Genomic DNA, 25794 nt, shown 5'->3' on the forward strand with positions numbered 1-25794 from the left:
CGTGTGCAGTGACGGTTTGTATTATTGGCGGGGGGATTATTGGCCTTTGCTCGGCGTGGTACGCGGCGGAGCAGGGCTTCGATGTGACGGTGCTGGAGCGGGGACCGGAGAGCGGCGATAGCTGCTCGCTGGGCAACGCGGGGATGATTGTCCCAAGCCACTTTGTGCCGCTGGCGGCACCGGGGATGATGGCCTACGGGCTCAAGCAGCTCACCAACCCGGAGAGCCCGTTCTGGATCCGGCCCAAGCCCACCAAAGAGCTGATCGACTGGGGGCTGAAGTTCATGCAGTCCGCCACGCAGGAGCATGTCGAGCGGAGCGCTCCCCTGCTGCGCGATCTCAACAACCTCAGCCGGGCGGAGTACGAGCGGCTCGCGGAAGCGTTTGGCAATGAGTTTGGGCTGGTCAAGCGCGGCCTGCTCATGCTCACCAAGACCCAGCACGCCCTCGACGAAGAGATAGCCATGGCGGCGAAGGCACGGGCACTGGGAATCCCCGCCGAGGCCCTGACTCCCGAGGAGACCGCCCAGCTCGACCCCGCGATCACGATGGATGTCGCAGGCTCGGTCTACTTCCCCAACGACTGCCACCTCGCGCCGGGCAAGCTGGTCGCGGGGCTGACGAAGCGCCTGCGGGAGCGCGGGGTGCAGATCATCTACAGCGCCGCCGTCACCGGCTGGGTGACCACCAGAGGCCGCGTGAGCGCCGCGCTGACCCCCGCCGGGCAGTTTGAGGCCGACCAGTTTGTCTTGGCGGGCGGTGCCTGGAGCCCGGAGGCGGCGCAGGGGCTGGGGCTCTCGCTGCCGATGCAGGCGGGCAAGGGCTACTCGCTCACCCTGGAAAACCCCAAGCAGCTCCCGGAGCTCTGCTCGATCTTTGTGGAGGCGCGGGTCGCGGTGACCCCGATGGGCGGGACGCTCCGTGTTGGGGGAACCATGGAGATCGCGGGCAACGACCTCTCGGTGAACCCGCGCCGGGTGGCGGGGATTGTCAAGTCCGTGCCGCGCTACTTCCCGGCGTTCTCGGAAGACGACTTCGCGGGGCTTACTCCCTGGAGCGGCCTGCGCCCGGTCAGCCCCGACGGCCTGCCGTATTTGGGGCGCCCCGCAAAGTGGAGCAATGTGGTGGTCGCGACCGGCCACGCGATGATGGGGCTCTCGCTCGGGCCAGTCTCGGGCAAGCTCGTGGGCGAGCTTCTGGCCGACCAGTCCCCAAGTATCGCGCTGGAGCTGCTCTCCCCCGACCGTTTTTCTTCGGCAAGCAAGGGCTAGGGAGCGACAATCGGGGTGAGGCGGAAGGCACGCAGGTCCTCCCCGACCCAGCCCTGCCCCACGAGCTCGCCCCGCTGGTTGATCCCACGAGCGACCACCAGCGAGGGCTCTAAGGGAACTGGGGTGCCGTCGGGGGACCAGAGCGCCGCGTGGCTGTCGGCCTGCCCCACCACCTGCCCCTCATCATTGACAGCAAGGGCGATCCCATTGCTCCCCGGCAGGGCGCGCATCCCGGTCGCCTCGCTCCAGAGAAAGGCGACGCGCTCGCCGTGGGCCGTCTCGCTCACCCCCACAACCTGCCCACGGGCATTGATCGCCGTGGCGCGGCTATTGCGCCCACCCAGGGTTCCTAAGTCGCGCAGGCGGGTACCGTCGTAGAGGAAGGCGTGGGTCTGGGTCGCGCTCAGGTCGGCCTTTCCGACAACCCAGCCGTTTGCATTGGCCGCGCTTGCCTGGCTCGATGGTCCCCCGAGGGTCCCGAGCTCGCGCACCACACCCGCCTCCCAGACCACGGCGCGGGAGCCCGCTCCCTGAGACCGTAGCACACTTCCCACCACGCTCCCCTGTGCCGTCACGCCCACGGCGACGGTCTCGGGAAAGCCAGGGAGCCCGGAGAGCTCCTGGACACCATGGGTACTCTGCCAGAGAGCGCGCCGGTGCCCCCCGGATTTAAGCGCCGTCACCGCAACCTCCCCAAGCGCACTGGCGGCGAAGGCGATACTGCGCTGGTCGGAGAGCGGGGTGATGGTACCGTCCTGCCAGCGTGTCGCGCGCCCCTTGCCGTCGGTCCCATTGGCGGCCCCGAGCACCTGCCCCGAGTCCGTGATGGCGAAGGCATCGCTGTAGCGCCCGCCCAGTGTCGCGAGGTTCTCGCGGCGGTAGCGCACGGGCAGCGGTGATGGGCTCTGCACGAGCTGCCCCCGCTCGGAGAGGCGCCAGCCGGGGAGCACCAGGGTTCCGGGGAGAAGTAGCGGCCAGAGCGGGACTCTCTTCTGAGGAACGGCGAGGGTCTTGAGGCGGCTCTGGAGCTGGGAGAAGGCGGGTGAGGCCATCGCCAAGCTCCCCGTGCCGGCAGGGGTGTGCGTCAGCTTGAGCAAGAGCGCACCGTACTCCCGCGCGCTCGCTCCGGTCGCACGCCGCGCCCGGAAATCACAGTCCTCCTCACGTGCCGTGGCGAGTGCCCGCTCGGCAAGCGAGACCGTCGGCAAGAACCAGAAGACCACACGCGCCGCCAGCGGCACCAGCGCCAGCCACGGGTCGCCGCGCTGGATATGGGCACGCTCATGGGCCAATGCGAGCTGTCTCTCCCCCTCCGTGAGGCCGGTAGGCAGGACAATCACGGGGCGCACGAGCCCGCGTACCAAGGGGCCCAACCCAGGCACCTCAAGGTAGCCCTCCCCCACGCGCCCTCCGGCCAAAGCGCCTGCCGACGGAATCTTTGCCAGAGAGCGAGCCAGCGCAACGAGCCCTCCGGCAAGCCAAAGGAACAGCAGAGAGTCCGGGAGAGACACAGGAACCGCGACGGCACGTGCGGGAGCACCTGTGAGCTCCCTAGGAGCCGTGGCGAAGCGCTCGGGAGCAGCGGGGACACGCTTGGGGGCGGTGCGAGGGCGCGCCGCAACGGCCAAGGAGTGCACCGCGACAGAGGCACGCTGCATGGGAGCAACCGGGGAGGCGGGCAGGACCGCGAGGGAGAGCGCGGGAACCAGCCCGAGGAGGAGCTTGGCAGGCACCGCCCACCAGAGCCAGAAACGCACGGCGGCGGGAGTCTTGGGAAAGAGCCGACAGAGTAGCCAAACCCCGAGCGCGAGCGCGGTTCCCCCAAGCGATGCCCAGGCAAGCCGCTCTAAAAACATGGCTACTCCAGGGTCTCCAGCAGCGCCTTGAGTTTAGCGCGCTCGTCGGCGGTGAGGGTCGCGCCCCCCTCCGCCAAGTACGAGACAAACGGAGAGACCGAGCCGCCCAGAGTGCGCTCGACAAAGCTCTGCACCAGGCCGCTGAGCACCTCAGCGCGGGGTCGGGCGGGCCGGTACGCCCAGCTATCCTCGGGGGAGCGCTCGCGCACGAGATGCCCCTTCTCCCGCAAACGCTCCAGCATCGTCAGGACAGTCGTCCGGGCCAGGCTCCGCGGCTCGCCCCACGAGGCCACCGCCTCGCGCACCGTCAGCGCCGCGTCTTGCTCCGCCACGAAGCGCAAGAGCTCGGTCTCCTGCTCCCCCAGCGCTCCATTTCCCGGTCGTCGTCCCATAGCCGCAAGATACCACTGACTATAGTTGTCGTCAAGAAAGCGCAGAGCTACGAAGTGCGCAGCAGGCCATGGCGGAGAACTCTGCACTCGGCTGCTGCCAGTCGTGTAGCCAGCGCTCTAGCAGAAGGACCACTGCCCTACCCGCCGGTGTACTCTCCAGCTCTCCTCGTCGCTGTAGCTTTTCTTGACACTCTTGAATGCGCTGCCAGCGTTCTTGTCGCCGAAGGTACATCCCACGCTCTGGGTCGTCCAGCCCCAGTGCCACAATGGTCCTCTGCCCCTTCTCCGTCAGACCACGTGGCTCGTCGCGATCAAACGTCAGGTGCTCACTCGGATCGATGCTAGCTGGGTCAATGAAAAGTGGTTCCTCGTCCGTGAGTGGAGCGTCGGGGGTTTTGACGCGTCGCGTAGAATCGGTCAAAGGAAAGAGATTTTTCTTCTCGCGCTGATTGCAGTGGGTACAGCAGAGAAGTAGATTGCTCCAAGTATAGGCGAGCCACCAGTAGCCGGGCTTTTCTAGAGGCTCCGTCTCGGACTGTCGCACCGCGGCTTTGGGGCGGAAGTGCTCAATATCCCCTTCACCACCAATCCGCGCCTCGCAGAAACAGCACTTCTCCTGCTGGGCTTGCCGAAGTGCTTGTTTGACTTCAGGGTCTCGATAGATCTCTGAAAAGCTCAGTGTCTCCTCCCCCCGCGCCACCGCTTCCCTCAGCCGCTCCAGAGCCGCAGGACCACGTGTCAATAGAATCTCGGGGATTTCTTTTGGTCGGTGGATGCGGATCATGGCTTCTGTAGCAAGACCTCGGCATAGCGTAGGATCTCATCGACAGTCGCCGCTTCTGCGCCTGCTTCACTGGGCATCGCATCGAGCTTTGCATTGAGCGACGCCAGCTCCGCCTCATCCGCCTCCGTGCGTCCCGCTTTCTGCGCCAGCTCTCGCCGCCGCCGCAGGGCATCGCGTACCTCGTCGGAGAGGGCTCCTGCATCGAAGAGATCGCTGGCAAAAATCTGGTCCACGCGCCAGTTACGCGCCTTCTCCCAACCGTTCTCAATCACCACATGGTCGCCTTCACGTCGCAGAAGCGCCACATTTGCATTCGGCGCGGCTTGCACAATGAGAGGGCTGTGGGCCGTCACAATAAACTGCGTCTTCGGAAACGTCTCCGAGAGTGTCTTGATCAGTTCTCTTTGCCACTTGGGGTGCATATGAAGATCAATCTCATCGACAAGACAAACCGCGGGTTCGGTGAGCGGATTAGGGGAATCAGGATAATGATCCAACATACGCGATGCAAAATCCACAACCCATGCTATAGCGGTTCTATATCCCAAAGAAAGGTTCGCCATACTAACCCAGCCGTAATGCGTTTTCACTTCAATAGAAGGCGACAAGGCAACTTCATCTAGTAACACAAATCTGAAATCTTGAACGTCTGGAAGAATTTTTTTCAAAATTTCTTGTATTTGAATTTTCCGGGTCTCTGCCTTACTGCTTTCTGATATTCGAGAAGAGTAATCTGCCTGATATAACCAATATTCACCATTCAATAAATCCATTTTTTCGTTATAAAGAGGACTGGACTGCAAAAAGGAATTATTGATATTCCTTACCGGGACATCAGAAACTCTTCGAGATGCAGAATATCCATACCAGTTGCAAAAATTCAAAATAATAGACCTGTCAATATCTCTTTCAACATCTATATCTTCATTATAAAAAAAATTAATACCCCCATCTTTATAAATATGGGTGTATTCCTGCTCTTTACCCCCTACGCTAAATTTAGCGGAGAGCTTACATTTATATTCTACTCTCAAACCTGATTTAAAAATCTTTTTTTGGACTTTTTGATTTTTATGATCGATATTTGCATTAATAAATGCAGTCAATTCATCATTAAACCTAACCCAATCCATTTTAGATTCAACACATAATGTCGGTAAACATTGTAAAAGTGTTGTTTTGCCAACTCCATTCTCTCCTAGCAGAATTGTCCACATTGCGGGCTTGCCGTTACCGTCGGAGAGGTCAAGGGTTTGTTCTTCTTTGAAGCAGCGGAAGTTAGCAATGCTGAGGGAGAGAAAGTAGGCCGCTGGTGGGGTTTGAGCTTCGGATTGGGGAATGGGTTCGTTGGACATTCGAGTTCTCTCTAGGGTTCGTCAAATCGTTTCTAGGTTGTGACAGAGGATTCCGAGGCAGGGGCAAATCGTTGCGAGGTTGAGGCAGACAGCTCTGAGGGAGAAGCAAATCTTTCCGCACCCTAGACTGATGGGCGCAACGGTAAGTCAAACAGTTGCGACGTTGGTGCAAACAGCTCTGAAGGTGCTACAAATCGTTGCGATATTTTTGCCAGCTTGCCTCTGGCTTGCTCAGACCTCCAGCTCGATAATCGTGACATCGTCGTTTTTGAGTGCGCCGCTGTCTCGGGTGCCCTTGAGCCAGGCGGGGAAGATGGGGTCGGGGGGGAGCAGGCTCCAGGGCTTGCGCTTACGCTCGTACTCTAGTAAAAACCACGCGGCGACCGCATCGGTGCAGGCGAAGAGGCGCACCGGAGCCGGAGGGAGCTTGGCGGTGAAGCGGACGATCTCCGGGCGGTCTTTGAGGGCGGTGGGATCGGTGGCGACCAGGCCAGGGTGGGTGTTGAACTGCTTGGACTTGGTGAGCGGGAAGGCGTAGTGCAGCTTATCGTCGACCACCAGAAATAGGCAGACATCCCCAATCGCGCGGGCCGTGAGCTGGCGTGTCTCGGAGTCCACATCCAGGACCAGCAGCGAGGCTTGCGAGCCTTGGGGGAGCTTCTCTTGCGCGTACCAGGAGGTCGCGCCGGTGCCGACTGTCTTCTGCCACTGGGTCCCAAGCCCACTGACACGGTGCCAGAACGCCTCGTCGTCGCTGGGGAAGGGCGCGCCGCTGGCGAAGTCAGCGACCAAGAGCTCCGCCCACTCGCGGGCATAGACCGCCGCCGACGCGCCATCGGCCACGGCGAGGGTGGGTTGGGTCTCGGAGAGGGCCCAGGCATCCTCGTACTGCTCGTCGGAGTTGCCGTCCTTGGGAGCCGTGAGCGCACGTACCAGCTTCATCAGCGCAGGTCCGCCGTTCGGGTACCGATATCCAGGAACTGCACCAGCGAGCGCAGGTCGGCGTTGAAGGCGAAGCCACGGGAGTTCTCCGTGGTCGTGAAGCCCTCGCGGCGGGCCTCGTCGCGCAGCTTGGGTGGCAGGACACTGCTGATCTCAAAGAGCATCTGCGCGTACTCATCGGCCAGCCCGAGCTGGGTGTCGGGGAACTCGATGGGGCGCTTGGCGGCTCCCGAGATATGGATATTAAAGAGCAGGGATTTACCGTCGTTGGTGCCCAGGGTCTTGAGCTTATCGGCGGCCGGCCGCGGGGAGCCGTCGGTGGGCTCGCCATCGGAGATATTGATGATGCTGGGCGGGTAGGAGAGCGGGTAGAGCTCGGTCCAGGCCTTGACAATCTGGTAGGCCTCCTCCATCGCCGCCACCATGGGGGTGTTGCCATTGGCCATGGGCTCGAACCAGACCGGGAAGCGCACCTGTCGCTCGATCAGCCCCCCCGCGCCATCGTCTTCTTTTCGCGCCCGGGTCTCCACACGCAGCGGGTTATCGGCGACCTCGGAGATCGGGACAAACTGGCGACCTGCGAGGGCGGCCCCAAAGCCGGGCCGGACCGCGCCACCGTAGCCGATCACCGCGAGCTGGAAGTAGTCGCGGACATCCTCTCCCTTGGCGCAACGCAGGACAAGCGTGGCGATCAGGCGGTTGACCGCATCGGCCACGGCATCGCACTTGCGCTTCCCCGAGTCCATCCCATACGGGTCGTCCATCGAGCCAGACTGATCAATAAGGAAACAAAACGCCGTCGGCTTGGCACGGCTGATCTCCGCTGAGTAGGGCATACCAAATTATACCCCGCCTACACGCCACTCGGTCTCTCGTCGCCCCACGGATTCGCGCCCCCCACCGACTTGCGCCAGGCATCGCGCCAGCGGTGGATGTCCACGGCGGTGATCTCGGGGCGCGGCTTGCGTGCCTCCACACTCGGGAGCGCGGGAAACGGCTTGTGCGGCTCGCTCTGGTACCAGTAGGCGACCGTCGCTAGCTCCAGCGTTAAGACATTGGCGTGGCCGTGCTCAATACTCGCTCGGAGCGACTTGGTGAAGCGAACGGGGTCGGTGAGGTGCAGACGGTAGCAGTGCGTCCGGCCCAGCCAGCCGAGCTTGTCGCCGCCATTTTCTCCTGGTACGCGTCCAAAGCCAAAGCTAGGGTGGGAGAAGGGCTCGCGCGGGCACCAGGCCATGTTGAAGTAGTCCTCCGTGCCCGTGCCGTGTGCGCTCCCCGGCCACGGCTCGCCATCGACCAGAAACATATCGTCGCCCTCGCCGTACCACATCGGGCTGGGGCAGTTGACATAGTAGTTCACCCCGACAAAGTGGCCCGTGCCTTCGATTTCCGCAAAGAGGTAGTTGTTCGCATCCGACGCGTTCTTGGGGGCGTCGCCAAAGAGCCCCCACTCGTTCTCGACATTGCCCTGCTCGCTCTCGGGAGCCGTGAGCTCCTGGTTGTACCAGGCATGGAAGCGCCCCAGTGAGTCGGGGCAGCTCTCCCACTCCTCATAGTCCACATAGTAGTAGAGCGAGCGAATCGGCTCGACACTCTGGTTCTCGATCTCGATGCGTGCACCGCGACCAAAGGGCATGGGGAAGTAGCAGACATGGGCCTTGCCCCCGGCGGGCGCACAGGCCAGCGGCGGGGTCGAGAAGTTGTAGTGCATCCCCCAGCCATTGCCAAAGAAGTCCCCAATCGGCGACTCCACCGAGGGATTCTCTTCCCCGTCCCAGTAGCAGCGGAAGATTAAGTTCCGGCGGTAGAGCGGATCGGCGCAGTCGATCGTGATCCAGAGGTGCGTGATCTGCCCCGCCCCCTCAATCGCGGCGAGCGTGTGGGTCGCGCCCGGCTCGACTCCCACCCGGTCCGAGTTGCCGCCCGTGCGATCATACGACGAGAGCCGCTTGCTCTTTGCGGTCGAGAGCGTGGCTAGGTTTGCGAGTGTGTTGTTCATCGTTGATTCCTTCGTTGTGCCGTTCTAGGTCGGGGTGTCTGTGTCGTCCCACTCCGCATCGAAAAATCGGGTGAGCCAGTTGAGCGCGTAGTGGCGCTCGTAGACCACGCCACCGTCCACTCCCTCGGGATGCGCCGTGCCACCGAACTGAGCATTGCGCACCGCCCAGTGTAGGCGGAAGATATAGTCACAGGCATCGAGAAGCTCGTCCTCGGAGCGCGGCCTCGCCTCAGCAAGAATCATCTCGACCGTATGGTCACGAAAGAAGGCGGCGAGCCAGGGGACATTGCAGATATCCGTGGGATAGGGCAGCTCCTCGGCCAGCCCCAGCGCCCAGAGCAGAACCAAGACCCCCTCATAGCGCCAGACAAACTGCAGCGCCTCATGCTCCGTGGGCTCATCTTTTTCGAGAAAGGCTCGCTCGCGTGGCGTCACCGAGTCCCAGAGATTACGTTTCGTGAGAACATCCTGGGCAAGAGTGTCCTGGTGCTGTCCACTGAGACAGATCTCCGCCCGAACCGCAACCAGGATCAGCGCACTGGCACGGACGGCGATCTCCTCAGGGGAGCGTATCCCGTTGCGCCCGATCCAGGGAAGTGCCTCGTTGAGAAGCACGCTGGTCTCTCCCAGGCGCGCCTCGGAGCGGGCTTTTCGTGCGAGCCCCTCGCTGGCGTCGCGCTCCTCGCTCACTTGGGTGCCTGGCGCTCCTGCCAGGCTTTCAAATACCGAGCGGCTTTTTCGTTCTGCGCGTTCCAGCGGGGCTCGTCTTTGCTGTCGGCGAGGGTGAGGAGGCCCAGCGCGATTCCCTTGAGCACTTTTGCCGTGTTGGGATAGTCCACTTTCTCCCAGTGATCGCCGACCCCGTGGTAGTCGGGATAGACATAGGCGACACAGAGCGTGTGGGCGGGAACCCCGAGATCGGCGAGGGCTTGGTTGTCGGAGCGGCCAAAGAAGGCATCGCTGTTTTTCGGGTGCTTACTGATCTCCACCCCGACCGCCTTGCCCGCCGTCGCGAAGATCGGGCCGAGATCGGAGAAGTCGAAGCCGGTCATCGACGCGCCACTGACCCGTGGACCCTCGCGGTCGTCGGTGCGGCCGATCTGCTCCAAGTTGATATGCGCGATAGTCTGGTTGAGCGGAAAGATCGGGTTCTTGCCGTAGTAGCGCGAGCCCAGCAGGCCGCGCTCCTCGCCGAAGAACGTCATGAAGACAATGCTGCGCTTGGGCCGCACCTTCAGCGTACTCAGCGCCTGCGCCAGCTCGATCACCCCCACCGTCCCACTGCCATCGTCGTTGGCCCCGTTGAAGATCTTGTCGTCGCCGGGCACGTTGGGGTTCATCCCGATATGGTCGTAGTGCGCCGTGACAATAATATAGCTGTCTTTGAGCTTTGGGTCCGAGCCGCGTAGCACCCCGATCACATTAGAGACTGGTTTTTCTTCGTCGGAGCCGCGCGCCTTGAGGGTCGTGGTCTGAAAGTAGCTGCTGCCGACACCGGGCTCTAGCCCTGCCTTGCGAAACTGCGCCGCGATAAACTCAGCGGCGATGGTCAGCCCCGGCGACGGTGTCGCGCGACCTTCGAGCGCATCCGACGCCAGAAACGAGAGGTTGCCCTTGAGCGAGTCCGGTGAGATGCGCTCCAGCGCCGCGCGGTGGTCGGCGCTCAGGTCCGGCTTCCAGCTTTGTGTCGTGGGCTTTGGCGGGAGGGCTGCAAGGACAAGCAGGGCAAGGAGTGGGTTCATGGCTCAGGGTTCGGCGGCGGGTAGCCAGATTCCTTTGGGAGACGCAGAAACGGGGGGAGGACAAAGCCGTGGCGCTGGCGCAGAGCCTCCGCGCTGTCCCAGAGGAGCCGGGCCTGGGCAGGCTCTCCCTGCGCCTGGCGGAGTAGCGCTGCCTCTATCTGGACGAGCAGCCTGCTCTCAGGGGCATCCCAGTGCTGCAGTGCCCTCTGTGCCTCGTCCAGGAGTGCCTCGGCGCGGGAGAGCTCCCGCAGCTCACGACACGCGGCGGCTTGAACCAGCAAGAGCCGGGGAAGAGCCCCTGCGCTTGGCTCGCCCACGAGGCGCTTGCTGGCTTCGGAGGCAAGCTGCTCGGCCTGGACAAAGTGACCTAGACGCAAGAGCCGCTCTGCCTGCCCGTAGCGTGCTCCCACCTCGCCGAGTGTGTAGCCCAGCTCTTGGGAGAGCGCCAAAGCCTCGGTGAGCGTGGCCTCTTCGTCGCTCTCCTCCCCGCTATCGCGCTGGATCTTTGCCCACCAAAGCAGGCTGGAGGCGAGCGAGATGCGATTGTTCTCTGCACGTAGCTGTGCGATGCTGGGCTCCAGGAGAGCGCGGGCCTGCGGGTAGTCGCCTCGGAGCCAGGCAAGGGTGGCCCGTGCGCTGTGGCACCAAAGCGGGCTCCCGCCGAGGGAGTCGCAGAGGCTCTGCGCGGCCAGCAGCTCGGTCTCCGCGAGCTCCAGCTCCCCCTGATCCCGCGCCAGAACCCCACGTGCCTCCAGAACATAGACCTGCCCCCAGTCGCGCAGTGGCTTCCTTGCTTGGCCGAAGTACTCCCAAGCCGCCGCAAAGTCTCCCTGAAGGTGGGCGAGCTTCCCCAGGTGCCAGTGTCCGCGTGTGTACTCCGGGTCAGTTGCGGGAAGGGCTGCCAGAAACCGTGCCAGGTCCTGCCGTGCTTGGGTAATCCCGCCGCGGAGGCGGTAGAGAGAGCAGGTGCGGATCGCAACTTGCAAGCCTAGCGCGTGGAGCTCGGGAGTCTCCCCGGCAGCGTCCAGTGCGACCCGTAGGTTGGCCCGCTCCGCCTCCATGCGCTCCAGCCAGAGCTGCTGCTGGGAGTCCTCGCTGTCACGGAGGGCGAGCTCATGAAACCAGGTGAGGAGCCGTGTCTGGGCACACAGCCGATCTGCCGGAGCCAGGTGCTGCTCCGCAAAGAGGCGCACGGTCTCCAGCATCCGAAACCGTCCCCCCTCCGACAGCACAAACGAGCGAGCGACCAGGCGTGTGAGCCGATCCAGCGCCGTGAACTCATCCTCATCGGGAAAGACAACGTGCACTGCCCCCTCCAGCGACCAGCCCCCGCGAAAGAGAGAGAGCCATGCCAGTGCCTGCTGATCGTCGGGGGATAGCTGCTCCCACGACGACTCCAACACGGTGCGGAGCGTCCGGTGCCGCTCGGGGTGGGCTGTCCCTCCCTGGAGCAGGCGAAAGCGCTCGGTCAGTCGCTCCAGAAGCTGGCTGAGTGTCAGCACTCCCAGGCGCCCAGCGGCCAGCTCTAGAGCCAGGGGGATCCCTTCCAGCTGCTGACAGAGGCTGGTCACGCTCCCGGCCTCCAGGGCACTTGTCGGACGCGCGCGGATCGCGCACTGGGAAAAAAGCCGACGCGCATCGTCGTCGGGGAGCGGCTCTAGGCGCCAGTGCACCTCCCCCAGGAGCTCCAGAGGCTCACGGCTGGTCACCAAGAACCGGAGCTGGGGGGCTCTCTGACGGAGCGCTTGAATCAGGACACGACAGGCAGGCAGGACATGCTCGGCGTTGTCCAGCACGAGCAAGAGCCTCTGCCCCGCCAGTGCCGACACCAGCTCCTCCAGGCTCTCACAGCGCCGCCCCAGGCTCCGTGCGACCGCGGTCACCAGGGTGTCGCTCGCCGCGAGAGGTGCCAGCTCCACAAAGACAACCCCCTCGGGAAACTCCCCGCTCAGCTCCTCCGCCACACGCAGCGCCAGGCGGGTCTTGCCCAGCCCCCCCATCCCCAGCAGGGTCACCAGGGGCTCGTAGAGCAGGAGCGCCATCAGCTCCGCTTGCTCCCGGCGCCGCCCGACAAACGGGGTGAGCGACTGCGGCAGAGCCGGGCGCACTGTCTCGGTCCACTTGGGGCGAATCGGGGGCGCTTTTGGCTGGCGAAGCTTCTCTTGTAGGGAGAGATAGAGCGCCTGAGTCTGTGGGTCCGGGACCAGCCGCTGGGCGCTGAGCTGCTCCCGAAAGCGCCGAAAGATGGTCAGTGCCTCGCTCTGGCGCCCCAGCTGCCCCCCGAGCTCCATTAGCCGACGAACTGCCTCTTCGTGGGTCGGCTCGGTCTCTAGGAGCGCTTTTAGGTGGCTGTAGGCCTCGGCGGGTGGAGCGCTCTGTGCACAGGCAAGCCGGGCCTCGCTGTAGCGCGCCTCGCGCTGCCGCCGCTCCACAAAGACCCACTCTTCGTCGCAGCCCTCCAGGAGGATGCCACGGTAGAGCGCAAGCTGCCCTAGGGGATCGGCATCGAAGGCTAAGAGATCGCAGTCGATCCCCTGGGCATCGAAGCAAAGTGTCGTGGATGTGGGCGAGGAGATTCGCGTGGCATCGGGGCCAAGCGCCCCCCGGAGGTCGGTCAGCGAGCGGCGTAGGTTCGCAAGCCCCGTCTCCGCAGGAGCATCCGGCCAGAGCTGCCCCGCTAGCCAGAGCCGCTCCACGGTCTTCCCCGCGCGGAGCACCAGAAGCGCCAGCAACCAGAGCCCCTTGCGTGTACGAAGCGTAGGAAGCCGCTCGCCATCGGAGCGGCGCACCTCAGGCGGACCAAAAAATCGCAGGGTCAGCCGTGCCATGGCGAGAAAATTCCCCATTGACCACACCTTTTCCTTGTTTTTGACCACGCTGGTGTCCTCAGGGAGGTGCGAGAATCTGTCTTGAAAGGGAACTCTCATGAAACGCAAAGACTTTTTGACTCTCTCGACCCTCACGCCTCTTGCAGTCGGCTTCCTGGCACAGCCAGGCAAAGCGGCCCAGCGGGGACAGCTCGCCAATGCACTAGGTCGCGATGAGCTTGTGCGCCCCACGAAGACCAAGGGCTCCGCCGCCGACATTAAGGAGCTCAAGGAGAGCAAGAGTGACCGGTTCGATCTCTCCTCTCTCTCTTCTAGTGACCGACAGGGGGCAATCCAGATCTCCGAGGCGACCGTTGCCCTGCTTACCAAGGTTCTGCTGAGCCGTAAAGATCCGGGTGCCTACCCGCTCTCCAAAGAGGCGCGCTCGCTGGAGCAGCTCGCGGACTCCCTGGTTGAGCCGCTCGCTCCAAAGACACTTGCTCGGTTTGAGAGTGCACTCAAGACCCCGGCTCGGCTGAAGAAAGGACTAGGGAGCCTGAGCGGGTTGGATCTGAAGACGGAGCTGACGCAAAGCACCCTCCGCCTGCCGGCCTCCGTCTTGAAGCGGGGCTCGCTCGGGCCGGAGAAGCCCAGTGGTGAGCCTCTTCCTGCCGCTTGTGACACGGCGGTGCAGGGCTACAATCGGCTGGACCTGACCCTGCGTCGCCTCCACTGCATAGAGGAGACTAGCCCCAAGGGGGGCACCGATGACATGGTCCTAGGAGGGCTACTCATCGGGGCAAGCGGTAATGTTGCCAAGATGAAGGGAGTGGTCTGCGGAGAGTTCGAAGGGGGCGAGCTCAGTAACTACGGCGAGCTTCCGCTCGGTTTCTACAACCTGAACTCCACTCCAGGCTACCCCAAGACATTCTATGCGATCTTCATGCTTGTGGAGTCCGATAGCGACGATGCCGAGGTTGCGAGGAACCTGACCAGTGCCCTCAAGACAGTTGCGACACTTGTCGTAGGTGCTTTTGCCGGAGCCTCGACGGGAGTCTTGGTGGGCGCGATCATCGATGCGATTGGGAAGTTTATCGGGATGTTCTTTGACGAGGACTACTTCCCTGCCTACGGGGTGCGCTTGACACTCAATAGCCCCAACCAGTTCGGTGGCTCCGACAGCCCCGCTCTGCGTACCGAGGATATTCGTGGGCATGGCGGCACCTACCGAATCGGCTACCGCTGGCATCTGGCCAGTGCTTAGGAGGAAGGATACCCATCCCATGCGACGACACTATCTTCTTGGAGCGGCCCTGCTCCTGCTCAGCCAGCTTCCCGCACACGCTCAGTGGCAGGTGAGCACGACCTACTCTGGAACGACGCAGTACGATCCGCTGGCCTCGACCACCCCGACCCACGCGCTCACCAACTATATGCGCACCTACAGCGTGCCCATGGGTTCCAGCACCCTCCCGGGCTTTCTGTTCAGTGGGAGCGTCACGCACTCGGGGGTGCCCTCGGTCACCGAGCAGCTCCTCCTGGGTGAGGTACGCTTGGCAGATGTCACCCGTGGCGACGCGCGAGAAGTGGCTACGTACACTATCAATATCGAGTTTCGCTGGATCGGAACCAGCCCTCCCCCGAGTGTGGCGACCTGGATCTTTCAGAACAGCTCAAAACTCGAAAAGACCGGCCTTCCCTTCTGGAACGATAGCCTCGCCCGCAACACGGTCACGATCTACGACACCACAGCCAACCCCGTCACTATCGCCCCCCTTGCCACCCTCTCCAGCATGAGCCAGTTTGGGATCAATGCCACCGGGACCTCGTCGCTAAGCACGCTGACCACCCAGACCGTCGCGGTTCAAGGCGGCTACGGACGCTATCGTCTCGCGGTGGAGGGCTACGGGCGGCACCGGTTCGGCCCGACCCTGGGTGCCTCCTCACTTGCGATGGGGAGCCTCAGGGTCAATCTGTACAGCGTCACCCCCTAAAAACAGATCTTCGCCCCTATAGGAGCCCACTTGAGGGGGTGCCCATAAGCCCAAGCTCGGACTGGCCTACCTAAGCGAGTAGAGCCACGGGCAATTCGCCTTGTCAACGAATTGCCAATGCTATGCTGGTATCACGCAGGCTATCTACCCATGAGGAGTTTGTGAAAATGGCAAAGCAGGAAGTTAAACCTTCAGAGCGTATCTGTAACCTGATCCCCTCTAAGGACACTGAGACCGACTGGTCCATCGACTCAGGATTAATGGCGGGAGCCCTGGGTGCCGTGGCAGCCCTCCCTCCCTCGGTGGACCTACGTGCCACCTGGTGGAAGGTCGGTGACCAAGGGAGCACAGGGTCGTGCGTGGGCTGGGCCACCGCTGACGGGGTGATGCGCTATCTACTGACCAATGCCAACAAGCTAAAGAAAACAGAGAGACTCTCCCCACGTTTTATCTGGATGGCTTCCAAGGAGACCGACCAGTTCACGACACGTCCTGAGAGCTTTATTGAGACGGCAGGAACCGCCCTCAAAGCGGCTGCAGATATCTGCCGCAAGTACGGAACCGTTCTGGAGCCCCGTCTTCCCTTTACTGTCAGTAGCAACATGTACCTCGGAGACGAGGATACCTTCTATGCGGAGGCCGCACAGCGACGGGCTGCGAGCTACTTTAATGCACAAAAAGACTTAGATCAGTGGAGGCAAGCGCTGGCAAGTGGTAAGCCCATTCTGGTGGGGTTGAGTGTGGATAGAGAGTGGGACACGGCGGCGGAGCGAGCGGGGAAGCTAGACACGTTCCAGCCAACCACCACACGTGGAGGACATGCCGTGTGCGTCGTCGGCTATACGGCGGATGGGCGCTTTATCCTGCGCAATAGCTGGGGAACGGCTTGGGGCGACCAGGGCTTTGCCTACGCGAGCCCCGCCTATATCCAGGAAGCATTCTTCCCAGAGTCGTACGTCCTAACTGTATAGAGATTCGTGACAGCTCCACAGGAATTCTATGAGCTCGTGGCGAACTCCAGGGCATGACTGAGCAGCAACGGCGCTTTTTTGAGACCTTCGGCTACATCGGCTTTCCGGGCCTTCTTGCGGACTGTATCGACGAGATCATCGACGGCTTCGAGGCGATCTGGCAAGAGAACGGCGGCGGTCACGCGGGTCGTCCTCATGAGGGGACGGCCCGCTCGTGTATCGCGCAGTTTTTGGATCATCACGAGCGGCTCTGCGCCCTGCTCGACGATCCCCGGATTCTGGGGATCGCCAAGGCGCTCTGTGGCGATGACTTCAACTACATGGGCAGCGACGGCAACTACTATGTCGGGGATACCGGCTGGCACTCCGACGGCTGGCACCGGGAGCTTCGTCATGTGAAGATTGCCTTCTACCTCGACCCACTCACGAAAGACACCGGCTGCCTGCGTGTCATGCCCGGAAGCCACCGAATTGGGGAGGGCTACACGGAGGAGCTACAAGCCAGCCTGCGCCAGAGCCGCGACTTGTGGGGCGTCACCGGCCCCGAAGTGCCCGCGGTCGCGCTCGAGACCCAGCCCGGCGATGTGCTGGTCTTCAACCACAACACCAAGCACGCCGCGTTTGGCGGCGGCACCCGGCGGCGGATGTTCACGATGAACCTCTGCGAGCGCTACCCCGACGACAAGCTCCAAGAGCTACGCGACTATCTCAGCGGCGGTGCCCGCTTCTGGGTGGAGAGCGCCTACCACGAGACCCTGATCGCCACCGCCACCCCCGAGCGCCTACGGCACCTAGAGCAAGTGCGCGCCAACGACGGCCACCTTGCGGAGCTGGCCCGCGCCGCCCGCGAGAAGATGAACGAACCGTCACGGGGGTGACCCCGCGAGATCGCCCCCGTTGGAGGGAGGCGTCAACGGGCGTCGCAAGCTCCGCCGCAAAGGCCTTCGGCCATACCGAATTTCGTATGGCCGAAGGCCTTTCTAGCCGAGGAACGAGGCTCGTTGACGCCCCGCTCTAACCGGGGCGCTTCTCAATCGCCGCGCGTTTGGTCTGCACGGCCTTGAGCTTTTCGTTATCAAACTTAGGCTGGCGGTCGAATGTGTAGACCCCGTTCTCCTCCGGGTAGATATCGGTGAGCTGGGTGTAGCAGTAGCCGAACATCTTGGGATCATTGAGCAGCACATCGCAGAGGCCCTCGAAGCGGGCGTAGAACTCGTCGAGGGAGGTGACCCGCTCGCCGTAGCCCCAGCTCTCCTTGTTGTCGAAGGCCGCTGGGTTCCACCAGATGCCACCAAACTCCGAGCAGAAGTAGGGCTGTCCACCGTAGGGAATGTTGGTCGGCTTGCCGTCCCAGCCGTTGTTGATGTAGGGCTTGCCATCGGCGAGCCCCGCCATGTTCGCGGCGAATTTTTCCGGGTTCTGCTCGTAGTCGTGGGAGTCGTAGATATCGGACTCACGGACCCGGTGGGCGTACCCCGACGTATCCAGCACCGGGCGGGTGGCATCGGCGAGCTTGGTAGCGAGCCACATCCCGCGGGTGACATCGTCGAGCGGGCGAATCTGGTCGGAGTTCTCCTGGTAGGTCTCGTTGAGGGGGCACCAGCCGACAATGCTGGGGTGCGAGTAGTCCCGCTCCACCGCCTCCAGCCACTGCGCGACATAGCTGGCATCGGGCTGCTGGTGGTTGGTGGAGGGCCCAAAGCCGCTACAGCCCCAGTCGCCAAACTCGCCCCAGACTAAGTACCCGAGCTTGTCGGCCCAGTAGAAGAAGCGCTCCTCAAAGACCTTCTGGTGCAGCCGCGCGCCGTTAAAGCCCGCGGCGAGCGAGCGCTCGATATCCAGGCGCAGCTCGTCGTCGCTGGGTGCCGTCATCACCGACTCGGGCCAGTAGCCTTGGTCGAGCACGGTGCGCTGGAAAATCACCTCGCCATTGAGCTTAAACGCCATCCCCGAGAGCGCAACACTTCGCAGACCGGCGTAGCTCTCGACCGTGTCAATTGTTGTCTTGCCACTCAGCAACGTCAGCTTGATGCCGTAGAGATGCGGATCGGTCGTGCTCCAGACCCGTTTTCGGTCCTCGGGAACGTCGAGAATGAGTCGCGCTGCAAAGTCCAGATCGGCGCGCACGGTTGCGCTCGAGACCACGCCGTCGGCATCGGTCAGGGTCGCGGTGACGGTCAGCCCCTCCGCATTCGGTCCCGGCCCGTGCGCGGTCAGCGGCACGACCAGCTCGAAGCGGGAGTTGGCCAGGTCCGGTGTGATGCGCGGGCGCTTCATGGCAATATCGCTCACCGGCTCCAGCCAGACCGTCTGCCAGATTCCCGTGGTGCGGGTGTAGAAGCAGGCGTACGGTGCAAAACGGTTGGCCTGCTTGCCACGCGCCTGGGGAATGCCGTGCTTGTCGCGCGCGCGCACCACGATCGTCACGGTCTGCCCGGCACACTTGCCTAGATTGGCGGAGAACGGCGTAAAGCCCCCCCGGTGGCGTGCTACTTCCACCCCATCGGCCCAAACAGTCGTGTCGTAGTCCACCGCGCCAAAGTGCAGCAGCACCACTTTGTCCGCCCAGCTTGCCGGAACCGCCACTTCCTTGCGGTACCAGACCGCGTTGAGGAAGTCCACGTGCTCCAGCCCGGAGAGCTTGGACTCGGGGCAAAACGGCACCGTGATCGTCCCCGTCAGCGCCCGGTCCTTCACCCCACGCTCGATGCCAGAGTCGCCGTAGTCCGCTTCGAACTGCCACGTCCCATTCAAATTCAGCCAGTCCGCCCGCACAAACTGTGGGCGGGGATACTCAGGTCTTGGAATGCTCATGGCAGACAGGGTACCCGAAACGCGCCCCGCTGGGAATGGCCCAATCGCACGTGAGGCTTTGCGAAACGCACCCTGGGCTAGCGTGGACGGTAAACGTCCCGCTTTGGGGCGCTTCGCGCCGCCTCCCTCGTTCCTCGCTCGGTAAAGATGCTATTCGTGCTCTGCTTCCGCATGAGAAACCCACTCGAACCAGCCGATCACTTGGTTCTGAGAGAGGTCAACAGACTTCATGTACTTGATGAGGGAGTAGAACTTCTGCTGTGAGGAGCTCGGATGAAACTGACCGCCCGCTCTTCGGCCTTCGACATCATAGTCCCAGTAGGTTCCGACCAAGCGACGGAAAAGTTCGTTGCGCCACTGTAGCTCATCGAACTGTGCCGCAGTGAGCTCCACCAAGAGAAAGTGTTGGTGCCAAGCTATCCATTTCTGGCCCTCGTCGTCAGTGTAGTGCTCAAATATATCGGCTCTCTCGCGAATGGTGAACCAGTAGGGCTTGCTCTGATAATGCATCACCCCGCTACGAGGGCCATCATAGTAATCGCAGTGCCAGAGAATCGTCAGCTCACTCTCCGGAATCTGCGGTAAGTGATCAACAAAATCTGCGGGCGCCTCAGCCAGAGTAACCATTGGCTTCTAACTGGTCACGTGCCCACTCCGCGTCGCTTTCGGAAAGAGGTGGGTTGCAGGGCTGGGTGTAGTCGAGCGTCTCGGTGGGGCCTTCGTCGTAGGTGCGGTTGAAGACAGCTTGCAGGTCGAGGGCGAGATCGGGGAGGTTGTCGGTGAGGGGAACCAGGATCTCGGGAAGGCGGTCGCGCAGGGTGAGCGGCCAGACGGCGAAGTCATGGAAGCCAGGGACAGCAGGAGCGCGGTGTAGGGAGATAAGGTAGTCCCAGTGGCCATACTCGCGCCGTAGGGCCGCTTCACGGGGAGCAAGGGTGTACTCACCGCTTCGAAGAAAATCAAGCTCGATCAGGTGGGCGTCGCTGGTAAGTAAGTCGTGCTGCTTGCGCAGATACTCCTCGCGCCCCCTCCCAGACTCTTTATTAGCAGGGCTCAGAAGCTCAATCACCGTCACCACTTCGCCCGGCTCACGTACCCGGCGAATCTCCAAGAAGACCTCCCGTGCTGTCTCCTCATAGACCCGTAAGTAGCGTGGGGGTGTTGCGAGATGTGTGCGCTCCAAAGTGGCTACCCCACCCCCCGAGTTGGAGTCGGGGCGCTCACGACGCACCACGGCGACATCGGCACGGAAACGGTGCTCCCACTCGACAATGTAGACCCGCTCCTCAAGCCGTGCAACAAAATCCGAGGGAAGAAGCGGCTTCAGTGCCGCCCGCAGGGTCACCAGAAAGGTCGTGTGAAAATCCTCCCAGACACGACGATCCTCCAGATAAGGGTCCATTCCAGGAAAGGGGCTGGGCATAGGAAATTGTATCGCAAAGGCTCCTAAGCCTGCACGGTAAACACGTGGTTAGCGTGGACGGTAAACGCCCCGCAAGCCAGGGTGGAAATCATCCGGCTCACCCAGAGGGTACCCGGTCGCTTCGCGCCGCCTCCCTCGTTCCTCGCTCGGTAGATAGGGGCTAGGTGGGACACCAAGGGCCCTCAGCGTATGAGGCCCTCCGGGGAGAGCGGCTTCGTGTCCGTCACAAGGTAGTAGTTCCAGACTCCCATGTCTCTCTCTTTTAGCGCTGAAACCTAGTTCCTCCCCGGTACCAAGCCCCCGTTTGGTAGCGTTCTGGGATCGCTTGATCGCCGGGATCGTCAAAGCCTAAGGCAGCCAGCTCCTCAAACCAGCGGTCGCGCTGCGATTCGGGCAGACGCGTGCCACACCAGGGGCAAAAGTCAATCGTAAGACGAGCAGTGCCACCATCATGCAGGATGAGGCCGTACTCATCAAAGCGCTCCGAGTAGTGAATGAGACAATCGGGGCAGTCAAAGGGGTTGGGGTGTTCGGCACAGGTGAAGGTAACCTGGGCAGTCATCAGGGAGCAACAGTGGTGCTTGGGCATGGGTTCCTCAGTCGGCAAACTTGTAAGCTCGCCAAGTACTACACTGACCTATCTGATTTTTGGGCGATTTCTAACCGGGTTTGTAGCTCCTTCCCACAAAAAGGACAGAAGAGAACAGCCTGGTCAAAAAATCCTGGCCCTTCTTCGGTCTCGACATAGCCGATTGTCAGGTAGAGAACTCCATTTTCTTCGACCCGAAAGAAAGAGTTAGGAACCGCGTTCATTACCTCGGCAAGTTCATCACAGCAGGAACCAAAGGGATGTGTTTGCATTGTGCCTCCAAGTCGCTATTATTCACGTTTAGGTGCCATCGCTGCAAGCCGCTTGTAGATGGGGCCGCCGGGGACATACCAGCTGGCGATCTTGCGCACCACGGGGTGCGGGTCGTGGGTGTGGGCGTGCTGGAGGGCGGGGAGGACGGCGGGGTGGCGCAGGACACTGGGACCGAGGAGTCCGGCGGCCATCTGGCGCACCCAGCGGCTCTCGTCCGAAAGGAGCATCTGGGCGGCGACCGGGATGATCTCGCCCTCACCGGGGCGGCAGGTGCCTTCTTTGCAGCGGTCGCAGGCCAGCGCGTGGATGGCCCATGCGCGGACTTTTTCGTGGGGATGGGAGAGGTTGGCGAGCAGGTCGGGGATGGCCTCGGTATCAAGATGGTGGTCTAAGATCACGCAACAGCCGACCCGCACCGTGGGATCAGGGTGGTGCAGGCCCTCCCGCAGCGCCGTGCTCGCCAGCGCTCCCGCCGCCATCAGGGAGCGCTGGGCGGCCTTAGCACGGTGCTTCACCCCCAGGTCCTCGACCCACTGGCGGTAGTCTTGTGTCTCAAGCGGCAGGCTCATCCCCTTTTTTATAACACAGTTGGGCCGCTACTGGATCGGGCGCACCTCGATTCCAAAGCCGTACTGCTCGCCCAGGAGCGCCGCGGGGTGCTTGGAGGCGATCTCCACGGCCTCGTCGATACTGTCCGCCTCGACAATAAAGAAGCCACCGAGCTGCTCCTTGGTCTCGATAAACGGGCCATCGGTCACCGACGGTCGCCCGTTGCGGGGCCGGATGGTCTTGGCGAGGCGGGTGTTCACCAGCCCCTCCTCCAGCTTGATCTTGCCAGTGGCACGCAGCACCTCACACTGGGCGAAGCACTCCTTGAGCACAGCGCTTTTCTCGGCCTCCGGCACGGCGTCGAACTGCTCCATATTCAGGTAACCAAGGCATAAAAACGTCATTTCATTTTCCTCTCTCGCTTTTAGCAAGCGTACCTTTAGTCGCTCCGACGAGCGGCGCTTCGACAAAAGCGCGACGCGGCAAAATTATTTTTGGTGATTGCCCTCGACGGTAAACCTCGGGGCTCACCCAGAGGGTACCCGGGCCTTCGGCCGCCTCCTCGTTCCTCGTCGGTAATATTTGAGCGAAGCGAACGGCGGAGGAACGACGCCCCATAGCCGGACGTTTACCGTCACGGAATTTTGAGGAGGCGCTCTTGGAGAAAGCGGCGCTCGGGCTCTTGGGTGGCAAGGGTAAGGGCGCGCTGGTAGGACGTGCGGGCGTCGGCGATGCGCCCGAGGCGGCGGCAGAGATCGGCGTGGGTGGCGTGGGCGAGACCGTAGTCGGTGAGGTGGCCTTGGGCAAAGAGCGCCTCGACCAGCGCCACACCGGCGGCGGGGCCAGCGTGCATGGCAACGGCGACCGCACGGTTGAGCGCGACAACCGGCGAGGGACTGACAGCAACAAGCTGGTCGTAGAGGCGGACGATCTCAGCCCAGTCGGTCGCGCTGGCGTGGGGGGCGGCGGCGTGCACCGCGGCGAGCGCGGCCTGGAGGGTGTAGGGGCCGGGGGAGCCGACCTGGAGCGCATGCTGCACCAGCGCCGTGCCCTCGGCGATGAGCGGCTGGCTCCAGAGCGAGCGGTCTTGGTCATCGAGGAGGATCAGGTCCCCCGCGGGGGTTGTGCGGGCGGCGCGGCGGGACTCTTGGAGGAGCATCAGGGCGAGCAGGCCCTTCACCTCCGGCTCGGGCAGGAGCTCGGCGAGCAGTCGGGCCAGGCGGATGGCTTCCTGGGAGAGGCTCTGCCGGGTGGCCTCCGCCCCCGACGACGCATAATACCCCTCATTAAAGACCAGGTAGGCCACGCGTAGGACCGCCTCCAGGCGCTCCGGGAGGGCGGCGTGGTCGGGCACCTCGTAGGGAAGCTTCTTGTCGCGAATCCGCGCCTTAGCCCGCACGATGCGCTGCGCCAAGGTGGTCGGCGATGTCAGAAAAGCGCGGGCGAGCTCGTCGGTGGTCAGCCCACAGACCTCGCGCAGGGTGAGGGCGACCTGGGCATCGGCGGGGAGCGCGGGGTGGCAGCAGATGAAGATCAGCCGCAGCCGGTCATCGGTGATATTGCTATCGTCGAGCGTGCTCTCCTGGGCATGCTGCTCGGCGAGGCCCTGGAGCGATGCGTAGAAGCGAGCACGCCGCCGGAGCGTGTCGATCGCCTTGAAGCGCCCGGTCGAGACCAGCCACGCACGGGGATTTTTAGGCACTCCCTCCCGCGGCCACTGCACCAGCGCCGCCGCAAACGCCTCCTGGAGCGCGTCTTCGGCCAGATCAAAGTCGCCCAAAAGCCGAATAAGGGTCGCCAGTACGCGCCGCGACTCGGTGCGGTAGAGTGTGTCCACGACCTCGGAGATCGGGGAGGGAGAGGGGTCAGAGCTCATAGCGGGGCACTCCGCCTCCGCTCTGCGAGGCGGCAACGCGGAAGAAACTTTACTGGATCGTCCCCATGTACTTTTCGTAGTTCTCGATGTAGTCGTCGAGGTTCTCTTCCAGCATCTTGCGGTACTGCTCGCAGAAATAGTCGAGGGTCTCCTCGCGGCCCTTTGCCATCTCGGTGCGCGACAGGTACCCCGTGGCGCTGACCCAGGCATTGAAGCGGGCGGCAGCGTAGAGCATCGACGCGCTCACCTTGCCGCGGCTGACTTCTTTGGAGATCTGCTCGTTGGAGAGCTTGATGTGGGCATCGGCTCGTGCGAAAAATGTCTTGTCAGCTTGGTTTGCCATGCCCGTATTTTAGCACAACACGCTCCAACAGGCGGGAGCTGACTCAGGGTCGCAATCGGTTTTTCCAGCTCTTACCTGCTGCACATCCACGCACCAAATCGCCGTTTTCACCTGGCTCGACGAACGAGAGGCGATAGGTTTTTGCTTCCAGCGTGAGCTTCACCCCTGCACCAAAGTAGTACCAAGGGAAATAGACACGGTTGAGAGACTCCCGTGGGACATCAAAGACAGTCTCGCCTCCACTCAAAAGTCGTAAGCGTCCTTGGACCAGCTCAAGTGTTCCCGGCGCGCTCCGAAAAAGCCCCGTTAGTACCCACACCGGGGTGGAGAATCGATCACGACTCATCGACATATCCTTCCATGCGTCGCTGGCGCTTCCAGTAGCGCTCGCAGTGGGGGAGATAGTCGCAGTCGGGGCAGTGGTCGTTGAGCACGGGCAGGACACCGTCCCAGTCTTTGTTGCGCAGGGTCTCGGCGGTCTCCAGACAGTCGGCGAGGAGCCACTCACGCTCCTCGGGGGTCTGCTCATGGGAGGCCTGCGAGCCGGTTCGGAGCGCGATAATTGTCGCAAAGACCCGTTGCTCCGGGTGGTGGTGCTTGAGGAGCGCCTGGTAGATACTCATCGCCAGCGCCCCCGCGACGTGCTCCGGCTCGACCACTTCCCGGCCACTTTTATAATCGACGATCTCCAGCGACATATCCGGGTGCTGGTCCACGCGGTCCACCCGCCCGGAGAGGACAATCTCCGGCGAGAGCGGCGCGTTGAGGGTCTTCTCCGAGTACAGAGTCACGGGTGCCTCCTCGATCGGCACCTCGACCGCGCGGGCATGGTAGGCCGCCAGAATCTTGACCGCCTCGGCCTTGTAGGCCTGCTCCTGCTCCGCGTCTCTATAGCCCTGGGACTGCCACTTGCTCGCCAGAGTCTCCGTGAGCGCCTCGACCGTCACCGCTTCGGGGCCGCCTTGGGTATGAAACTGCTCCAGGACATTGTGCAGCGATGCCCCAAACGAGAACCCCGCCCGTGGCTTGCGATAGAACCGACCGAGCCTCTCGATGTACTCCAGCTTGTACTTGGTTGGGCACTGGTGAAACGTACGAAGCTTGGTCGGGCTCACGGTGAACTTACGCGCCATGGTGCCTCACGGAATCTCCAGCAATTTATGGGTTTGGAGGCTCAGCCGGAAGCGCTGGGGCTGATTCTTCACGGCCTCGATACACAGCGGAGTTGCAGCGGGGTTGAGGGCATTGGGCTGGAGATAGATCGTCCCCGGGAAAAGAGAACATTGTGCACGATATACATCCGCCTCGTCATCCACCACGTACTTAAACTCCGTGGCGTGCTCAAAGTACCAGGGCTTGATATGACCGCCCTCGGTCTCTTTTGGCGAGACTGTGATGTGCTCCAGCCCCCACTCCGGGCGCGGGTGCATGCCATTGGTCTCGATCTGGAGCTTTAGGCCCGCGCCGTGAAGGGCATCGCAGAGCGGCTTGAGGTCAAAGAGAGTCGGCTCGCCGCCGGTGAGGCAGACCCACTCGCAACCAAACCCCAAGACCTCGGCGACGATCTCCTCAATCGTTAGCACGCGCTTTACCCGAAAGTCCGTGTCGCAGAACGAGCAGGCCAGCGAGCAGCCCGCCAAGCGCACAAAGACGGTCGCCTGGCCCACGCGCCCGCCCTCGCCCTGCAATGAGTAGAAGATCTCCACGAGGGGAATCTTGCCGGTCTTCCAGATCGCGACGGCTTCTTTGGTGGCCGCAGCGGGATCGGGGGTCTGGCCCTGGTAGGTAGGAAGAGGAAAACTCACGGGGTATTT

26 protein-coding genes are annotated in these 25794 nt (G+C 62.6%); 5 read left to right on the plus strand and 21 right to left on the minus strand.

Translation table 11 applies throughout. The features are described from left to right. Positions 1 to 8 precede the first annotated feature (8 nt). Positions 9 to 1271, plus strand: a complete 1263-nt coding sequence (locus HNQ39_RS00570) for an FAD-dependent oxidoreductase (protein ID WP_221289724.1) — start codon at positions 9 to 11, stop codon at positions 1269 to 1271. On the opposite strand, the gene HNQ39_RS00575 is transcribed toward HNQ39_RS00570, so the two are convergent. From HNQ39_RS00575 to HNQ39_RS00620, 10 genes are all read right to left on the minus strand, one after another. Beyond that, positions 1268 to 3127 carry a M56 family metallopeptidase gene (locus HNQ39_RS00575; protein WP_184191866.1) on the minus strand — a complete coding sequence of 620 codons (1860 nt, stop codon included), beginning with the start codon at positions 3125 to 3127 and terminating at the stop codon, positions 1268 to 1270. The two genes, HNQ39_RS00570 and HNQ39_RS00575, sit on opposite strands and share 4 nt — an antisense overlap. A 2-nt stretch (positions 3128 to 3129) precedes the next feature. After that, positions 3130 to 3519, minus strand: coding sequence for a BlaI/MecI/CopY family transcriptional regulator (locus tag HNQ39_RS00580; protein WP_184191868.1), 390 nt, complete (start codon positions 3517 to 3519; stop codon positions 3130 to 3132). Positions 3520 to 3550: 31 nt separating this feature from the next. Further along, positions 3551 to 4261, minus strand: a complete 711-nt coding sequence (locus HNQ39_RS00585) for an HNH endonuclease family protein (protein ID WP_184191870.1) — start codon at positions 4259 to 4261, stop codon at positions 3551 to 3553. A 38-nt stretch (positions 4262 to 4299) separates the two neighbouring features. Further along, positions 4300 to 5658, minus strand: a complete 1359-nt coding sequence (locus HNQ39_RS00590; protein ID WP_184191876.1) for an AAA family ATPase — start codon at positions 5656 to 5658, stop codon at positions 4300 to 4302. Positions 5659 to 5889: 231 nt separating this feature from the next. After that, a complete protein-coding gene (locus HNQ39_RS00595) occupies positions 5890 to 6600 on the minus strand; it encodes a hypothetical protein (protein ID WP_184191878.1) in 711 nt (236 codons plus the stop codon). After that, positions 6600 to 7436 carry a vWA domain-containing protein gene (locus tag HNQ39_RS00600; RefSeq protein WP_184191880.1) on the minus strand — a complete coding sequence of 279 codons (837 nt, stop codon included), beginning with the start codon at positions 7434 to 7436 and terminating at the stop codon, positions 6600 to 6602. Before HNQ39_RS00600 ends, HNQ39_RS00595 begins: the two co-directional genes overlap by 1 nt. Before the next feature lie 17 nt (positions 7437 to 7453). Next, a complete protein-coding gene (locus tag HNQ39_RS00605) occupies positions 7454 to 8599 on the minus strand; it encodes a glycoside hydrolase family 172 protein (RefSeq protein ID WP_184191882.1) in 1146 nt (381 codons plus the stop codon). A gap of 24 nt (positions 8600 to 8623) precedes the next feature. Beyond that, positions 8624 to 9289: a DUF4272 domain-containing protein gene (locus tag HNQ39_RS00610; protein WP_184191884.1), complete on the minus strand. Its 666-nt coding sequence runs from the start codon at positions 9287 to 9289 to the stop codon at positions 8624 to 8626. After that, positions 9286 to 10341 (minus strand): M28 family peptidase, encoded by a 1056-nt coding sequence (locus tag HNQ39_RS00615; RefSeq protein WP_184191885.1) that lies wholly within the window; start codon positions 10339 to 10341, stop codon positions 9286 to 9288. Before HNQ39_RS00615 ends, HNQ39_RS00610 begins: the two co-directional genes overlap by 4 nt. After that, the gene (locus tag HNQ39_RS00620) at positions 10338 to 13187 is read right to left on the minus strand and encodes an ATP-binding protein (RefSeq protein WP_184191887.1); all 2850 of its coding nucleotides are present in this window, start codon (positions 13185 to 13187) and stop codon (positions 10338 to 10340) included. Before HNQ39_RS00620 ends, HNQ39_RS00615 begins: the two co-directional genes overlap by 4 nt. 79 nt (positions 13188 to 13266) lie before the next feature. Between HNQ39_RS00620 and HNQ39_RS00625 the strand changes: the two genes are divergently transcribed. The 4 genes from HNQ39_RS00625 (at position 13267) to HNQ39_RS00640 (ending at position 16991) form a co-directional block, all read left to right on the plus strand. Beyond that, on the plus strand, positions 13267 to 14412 hold the full coding sequence (locus HNQ39_RS00625) for a hypothetical protein (protein WP_184191889.1): 1146 nt from the start codon (positions 13267 to 13269) through the stop codon (positions 14410 to 14412). A 19-nt stretch (positions 14413 to 14431) separates the two neighbouring features. Further along, on the plus strand, positions 14432 to 15142 hold the full coding sequence (locus tag HNQ39_RS00630; RefSeq protein WP_184191891.1) for a hypothetical protein: 711 nt from the start codon (positions 14432 to 14434) through the stop codon (positions 15140 to 15142). A gap of 167 nt (positions 15143 to 15309) precedes the next feature. Beyond that, the gene (locus tag HNQ39_RS00635; protein ID WP_184191893.1) at positions 15310 to 16113 is read left to right on the plus strand and encodes a C1 family peptidase; all 804 of its coding nucleotides are present in this window, start codon (positions 15310 to 15312) and stop codon (positions 16111 to 16113) included. Between the two features lie 53 nt (positions 16114 to 16166). Next, positions 16167 to 16991, plus strand: coding sequence for a phytanoyl-CoA dioxygenase family protein (locus tag HNQ39_RS00640; RefSeq protein ID WP_184191895.1), 825 nt, complete (start codon positions 16167 to 16169; stop codon positions 16989 to 16991). 136 nt (positions 16992 to 17127) lie between these two features. Here HNQ39_RS00640 and HNQ39_RS00645 read toward each other — a convergent pair whose 3' ends face one another. The 11 genes from HNQ39_RS00645 to HNQ39_RS00695 form a co-directional block, all read right to left on the minus strand. Then, positions 17128 to 18927 (minus strand): glycoside hydrolase family 2 protein, encoded by a 1800-nt coding sequence (locus tag HNQ39_RS00645; RefSeq protein ID WP_184191897.1) that lies wholly within the window; start codon positions 18925 to 18927, stop codon positions 17128 to 17130. Between the two features lie 150 nt (positions 18928 to 19077). Further along, positions 19078 to 19554: a hypothetical protein gene (locus HNQ39_RS00650; protein ID WP_184191899.1), complete on the minus strand. Its 477-nt coding sequence runs from the start codon at positions 19552 to 19554 to the stop codon at positions 19078 to 19080. After that, positions 19538 to 20350: a DUF4058 family protein gene (locus HNQ39_RS00655; RefSeq protein ID WP_184191901.1), complete on the minus strand. Its 813-nt coding sequence runs from the start codon at positions 20348 to 20350 to the stop codon at positions 19538 to 19540. Before HNQ39_RS00655 ends, HNQ39_RS00650 begins: the two co-directional genes overlap by 17 nt. 262 nt (positions 20351 to 20612) lie before the next feature. Then, positions 20613 to 20939 carry a DUF6980 family protein gene (locus HNQ39_RS00660; protein ID WP_221289726.1) on the minus strand — a complete coding sequence of 109 codons (327 nt, stop codon included), beginning with the start codon at positions 20937 to 20939 and terminating at the stop codon, positions 20613 to 20615. Positions 20940 to 21229: 290 nt separating this feature from the next. Then, positions 21230 to 21781, minus strand: a complete 552-nt coding sequence (locus tag HNQ39_RS00665) for a HEAT repeat domain-containing protein (protein WP_184191903.1) — start codon at positions 21779 to 21781, stop codon at positions 21230 to 21232. A gap of 27 nt (positions 21782 to 21808) precedes the next feature. Then, positions 21809 to 22165, minus strand: coding sequence for a YciI family protein (locus HNQ39_RS00670; RefSeq protein ID WP_184191905.1), 357 nt, complete (start codon positions 22163 to 22165; stop codon positions 21809 to 21811). 230 nt (positions 22166 to 22395) lie between these two features. Further along, complete coding sequence (locus HNQ39_RS00675; protein WP_184191907.1) at positions 22396 to 23637, minus strand: RNA polymerase sigma factor; 1242 nt, start codon at positions 23635 to 23637, stop codon at positions 22396 to 22398. 49 nt (positions 23638 to 23686) lie between these two features. Further along, on the minus strand, positions 23687 to 23980 hold the full coding sequence (locus HNQ39_RS00680) for a DUF3144 domain-containing protein (protein ID WP_184191908.1): 294 nt from the start codon (positions 23978 to 23980) through the stop codon (positions 23687 to 23689). Positions 23981 to 24023: 43 nt separating this feature from the next. Beyond that, positions 24024 to 24326 (minus strand): hypothetical protein, encoded by a 303-nt coding sequence (locus HNQ39_RS00685; RefSeq protein ID WP_184191910.1) that lies wholly within the window; start codon positions 24324 to 24326, stop codon positions 24024 to 24026. After that, a complete protein-coding gene (locus HNQ39_RS00690) occupies positions 24316 to 25113 on the minus strand; it encodes a RecB family exonuclease (protein WP_184191912.1) in 798 nt (265 codons plus the stop codon). The genes HNQ39_RS00685 and HNQ39_RS00690 overlap by 11 nt, the downstream gene beginning before the upstream one ends. Positions 25114 to 25119: 6 nt before the next feature. After that, positions 25120 to 25785 (minus strand): radical SAM protein, encoded by a 666-nt coding sequence (locus HNQ39_RS00695; protein WP_184191915.1) that lies wholly within the window; start codon positions 25783 to 25785, stop codon positions 25120 to 25122. Between the last annotated feature and the right edge of the window lie 9 nt (positions 25786 to 25794).

It is taken from the genome of Armatimonas rosea (genome assembly GCF_014202505.1).
GTDB classification, from domain to species: domain Bacteria; phylum Armatimonadota; class Armatimonadia; order Armatimonadales; family Armatimonadaceae; genus Armatimonas; species Armatimonas rosea.

Excerpts from the sequence above, each read along its gene's own strand:
- HNQ39_RS00575 (WP_184191866.1), bottom strand. The coding sequence starts at position 3,127 with ATGTTTTTAGAGCGGCTTGCCTGGGCATCGCTTGGGGGAACCGCGCTC.
- HNQ39_RS00580 (WP_184191868.1), bottom strand. The coding sequence starts at position 3,519 with ATGGGACGACGACCGGGAAATGGAGCGCTGGGGGAGCAGGAGACCGAG.
- HNQ39_RS00590 (WP_184191876.1), bottom strand. The coding sequence starts at position 5,658 with ATGTCCAACGAACCCATTCCCCAATCCGAAGCTCAAACCCCACCAGCG.
- HNQ39_RS00595 (WP_184191878.1), bottom strand. The coding sequence starts at position 6,600 with ATGAAGCTGGTACGTGCGCTCACGGCTCCCAAGGACGGCAACTCCGAC.
- HNQ39_RS00600 (WP_184191880.1), bottom strand. The coding sequence starts at position 7,436 with ATGCCCTACTCAGCGGAGATCAGCCGTGCCAAGCCGACGGCGTTTTGT.
- HNQ39_RS00605 (WP_184191882.1), bottom strand. The coding sequence starts at position 8,599 with ATGAACAACACACTCGCAAACCTAGCCACGCTCTCGACCGCAAAGAGC.
- HNQ39_RS00615 (WP_184191885.1), bottom strand. The coding sequence starts at position 10,341 with ATGAACCCACTCCTTGCCCTGCTTGTCCTTGCAGCCCTCCCGCCAAAG.
- HNQ39_RS00620 (WP_184191887.1), bottom strand. The coding sequence starts at position 13,187 with ATGGGGAATTTTCTCGCCATGGCACGGCTGACCCTGCGATTTTTTGGT.
- HNQ39_RS00625 (WP_184191889.1), top strand. The coding sequence starts at position 13,267 with ATGAAACGCAAAGACTTTTTGACTCTCTCGACCCTCACGCCTCTTGCA.
- HNQ39_RS00630 (WP_184191891.1), top strand. The coding sequence starts at position 14,432 with ATGCGACGACACTATCTTCTTGGAGCGGCCCTGCTCCTGCTCAGCCAG.
- HNQ39_RS00635 (WP_184191893.1), top strand. The coding sequence starts at position 15,310 with ATGGCAAAGCAGGAAGTTAAACCTTCAGAGCGTATCTGTAACCTGATC.
- HNQ39_RS00640 (WP_184191895.1), top strand. The coding sequence starts at position 16,167 with ATGACTGAGCAGCAACGGCGCTTTTTTGAGACCTTCGGCTACATCGGC.
- HNQ39_RS00645 (WP_184191897.1), bottom strand. The coding sequence starts at position 18,927 with ATGAGCATTCCAAGACCTGAGTATCCCCGCCCACAGTTTGTGCGGGCG.
- HNQ39_RS00650 (WP_184191899.1), bottom strand. The coding sequence starts at position 19,554 with ATGGTTACTCTGGCTGAGGCGCCCGCAGATTTTGTTGATCACTTACCG.
- HNQ39_RS00655 (WP_184191901.1), bottom strand. The coding sequence starts at position 20,350 with ATGCCCAGCCCCTTTCCTGGAATGGACCCTTATCTGGAGGATCGTCGT.
- HNQ39_RS00660 (WP_221289726.1), bottom strand. The coding sequence starts at position 20,939 with ATGCCCAAGCACCACTGTTGCTCCCTGATGACTGCCCAGGTTACCTTC.
- HNQ39_RS00665 (WP_184191903.1), bottom strand. The coding sequence starts at position 21,781 with ATGAGCCTGCCGCTTGAGACACAAGACTACCGCCAGTGGGTCGAGGAC.
- HNQ39_RS00670 (WP_184191905.1), bottom strand. The coding sequence starts at position 22,165 with ATGACGTTTTTATGCCTTGGTTACCTGAATATGGAGCAGTTCGACGCC.
- HNQ39_RS00675 (WP_184191907.1), bottom strand. The coding sequence starts at position 23,637 with ATGAGCTCTGACCCCTCTCCCTCCCCGATCTCCGAGGTCGTGGACACA.
- HNQ39_RS00680 (WP_184191908.1), bottom strand. The coding sequence starts at position 23,980 with ATGGCAAACCAAGCTGACAAGACATTTTTCGCACGAGCCGATGCCCAC.
- HNQ39_RS00685 (WP_184191910.1), bottom strand. The coding sequence starts at position 24,326 with ATGAGTCGTGATCGATTCTCCACCCCGGTGTGGGTACTAACGGGGCTT.
- HNQ39_RS00690 (WP_184191912.1), bottom strand. The coding sequence starts at position 25,113 with ATGGCGCGTAAGTTCACCGTGAGCCCGACCAAGCTTCGTACGTTTCAC.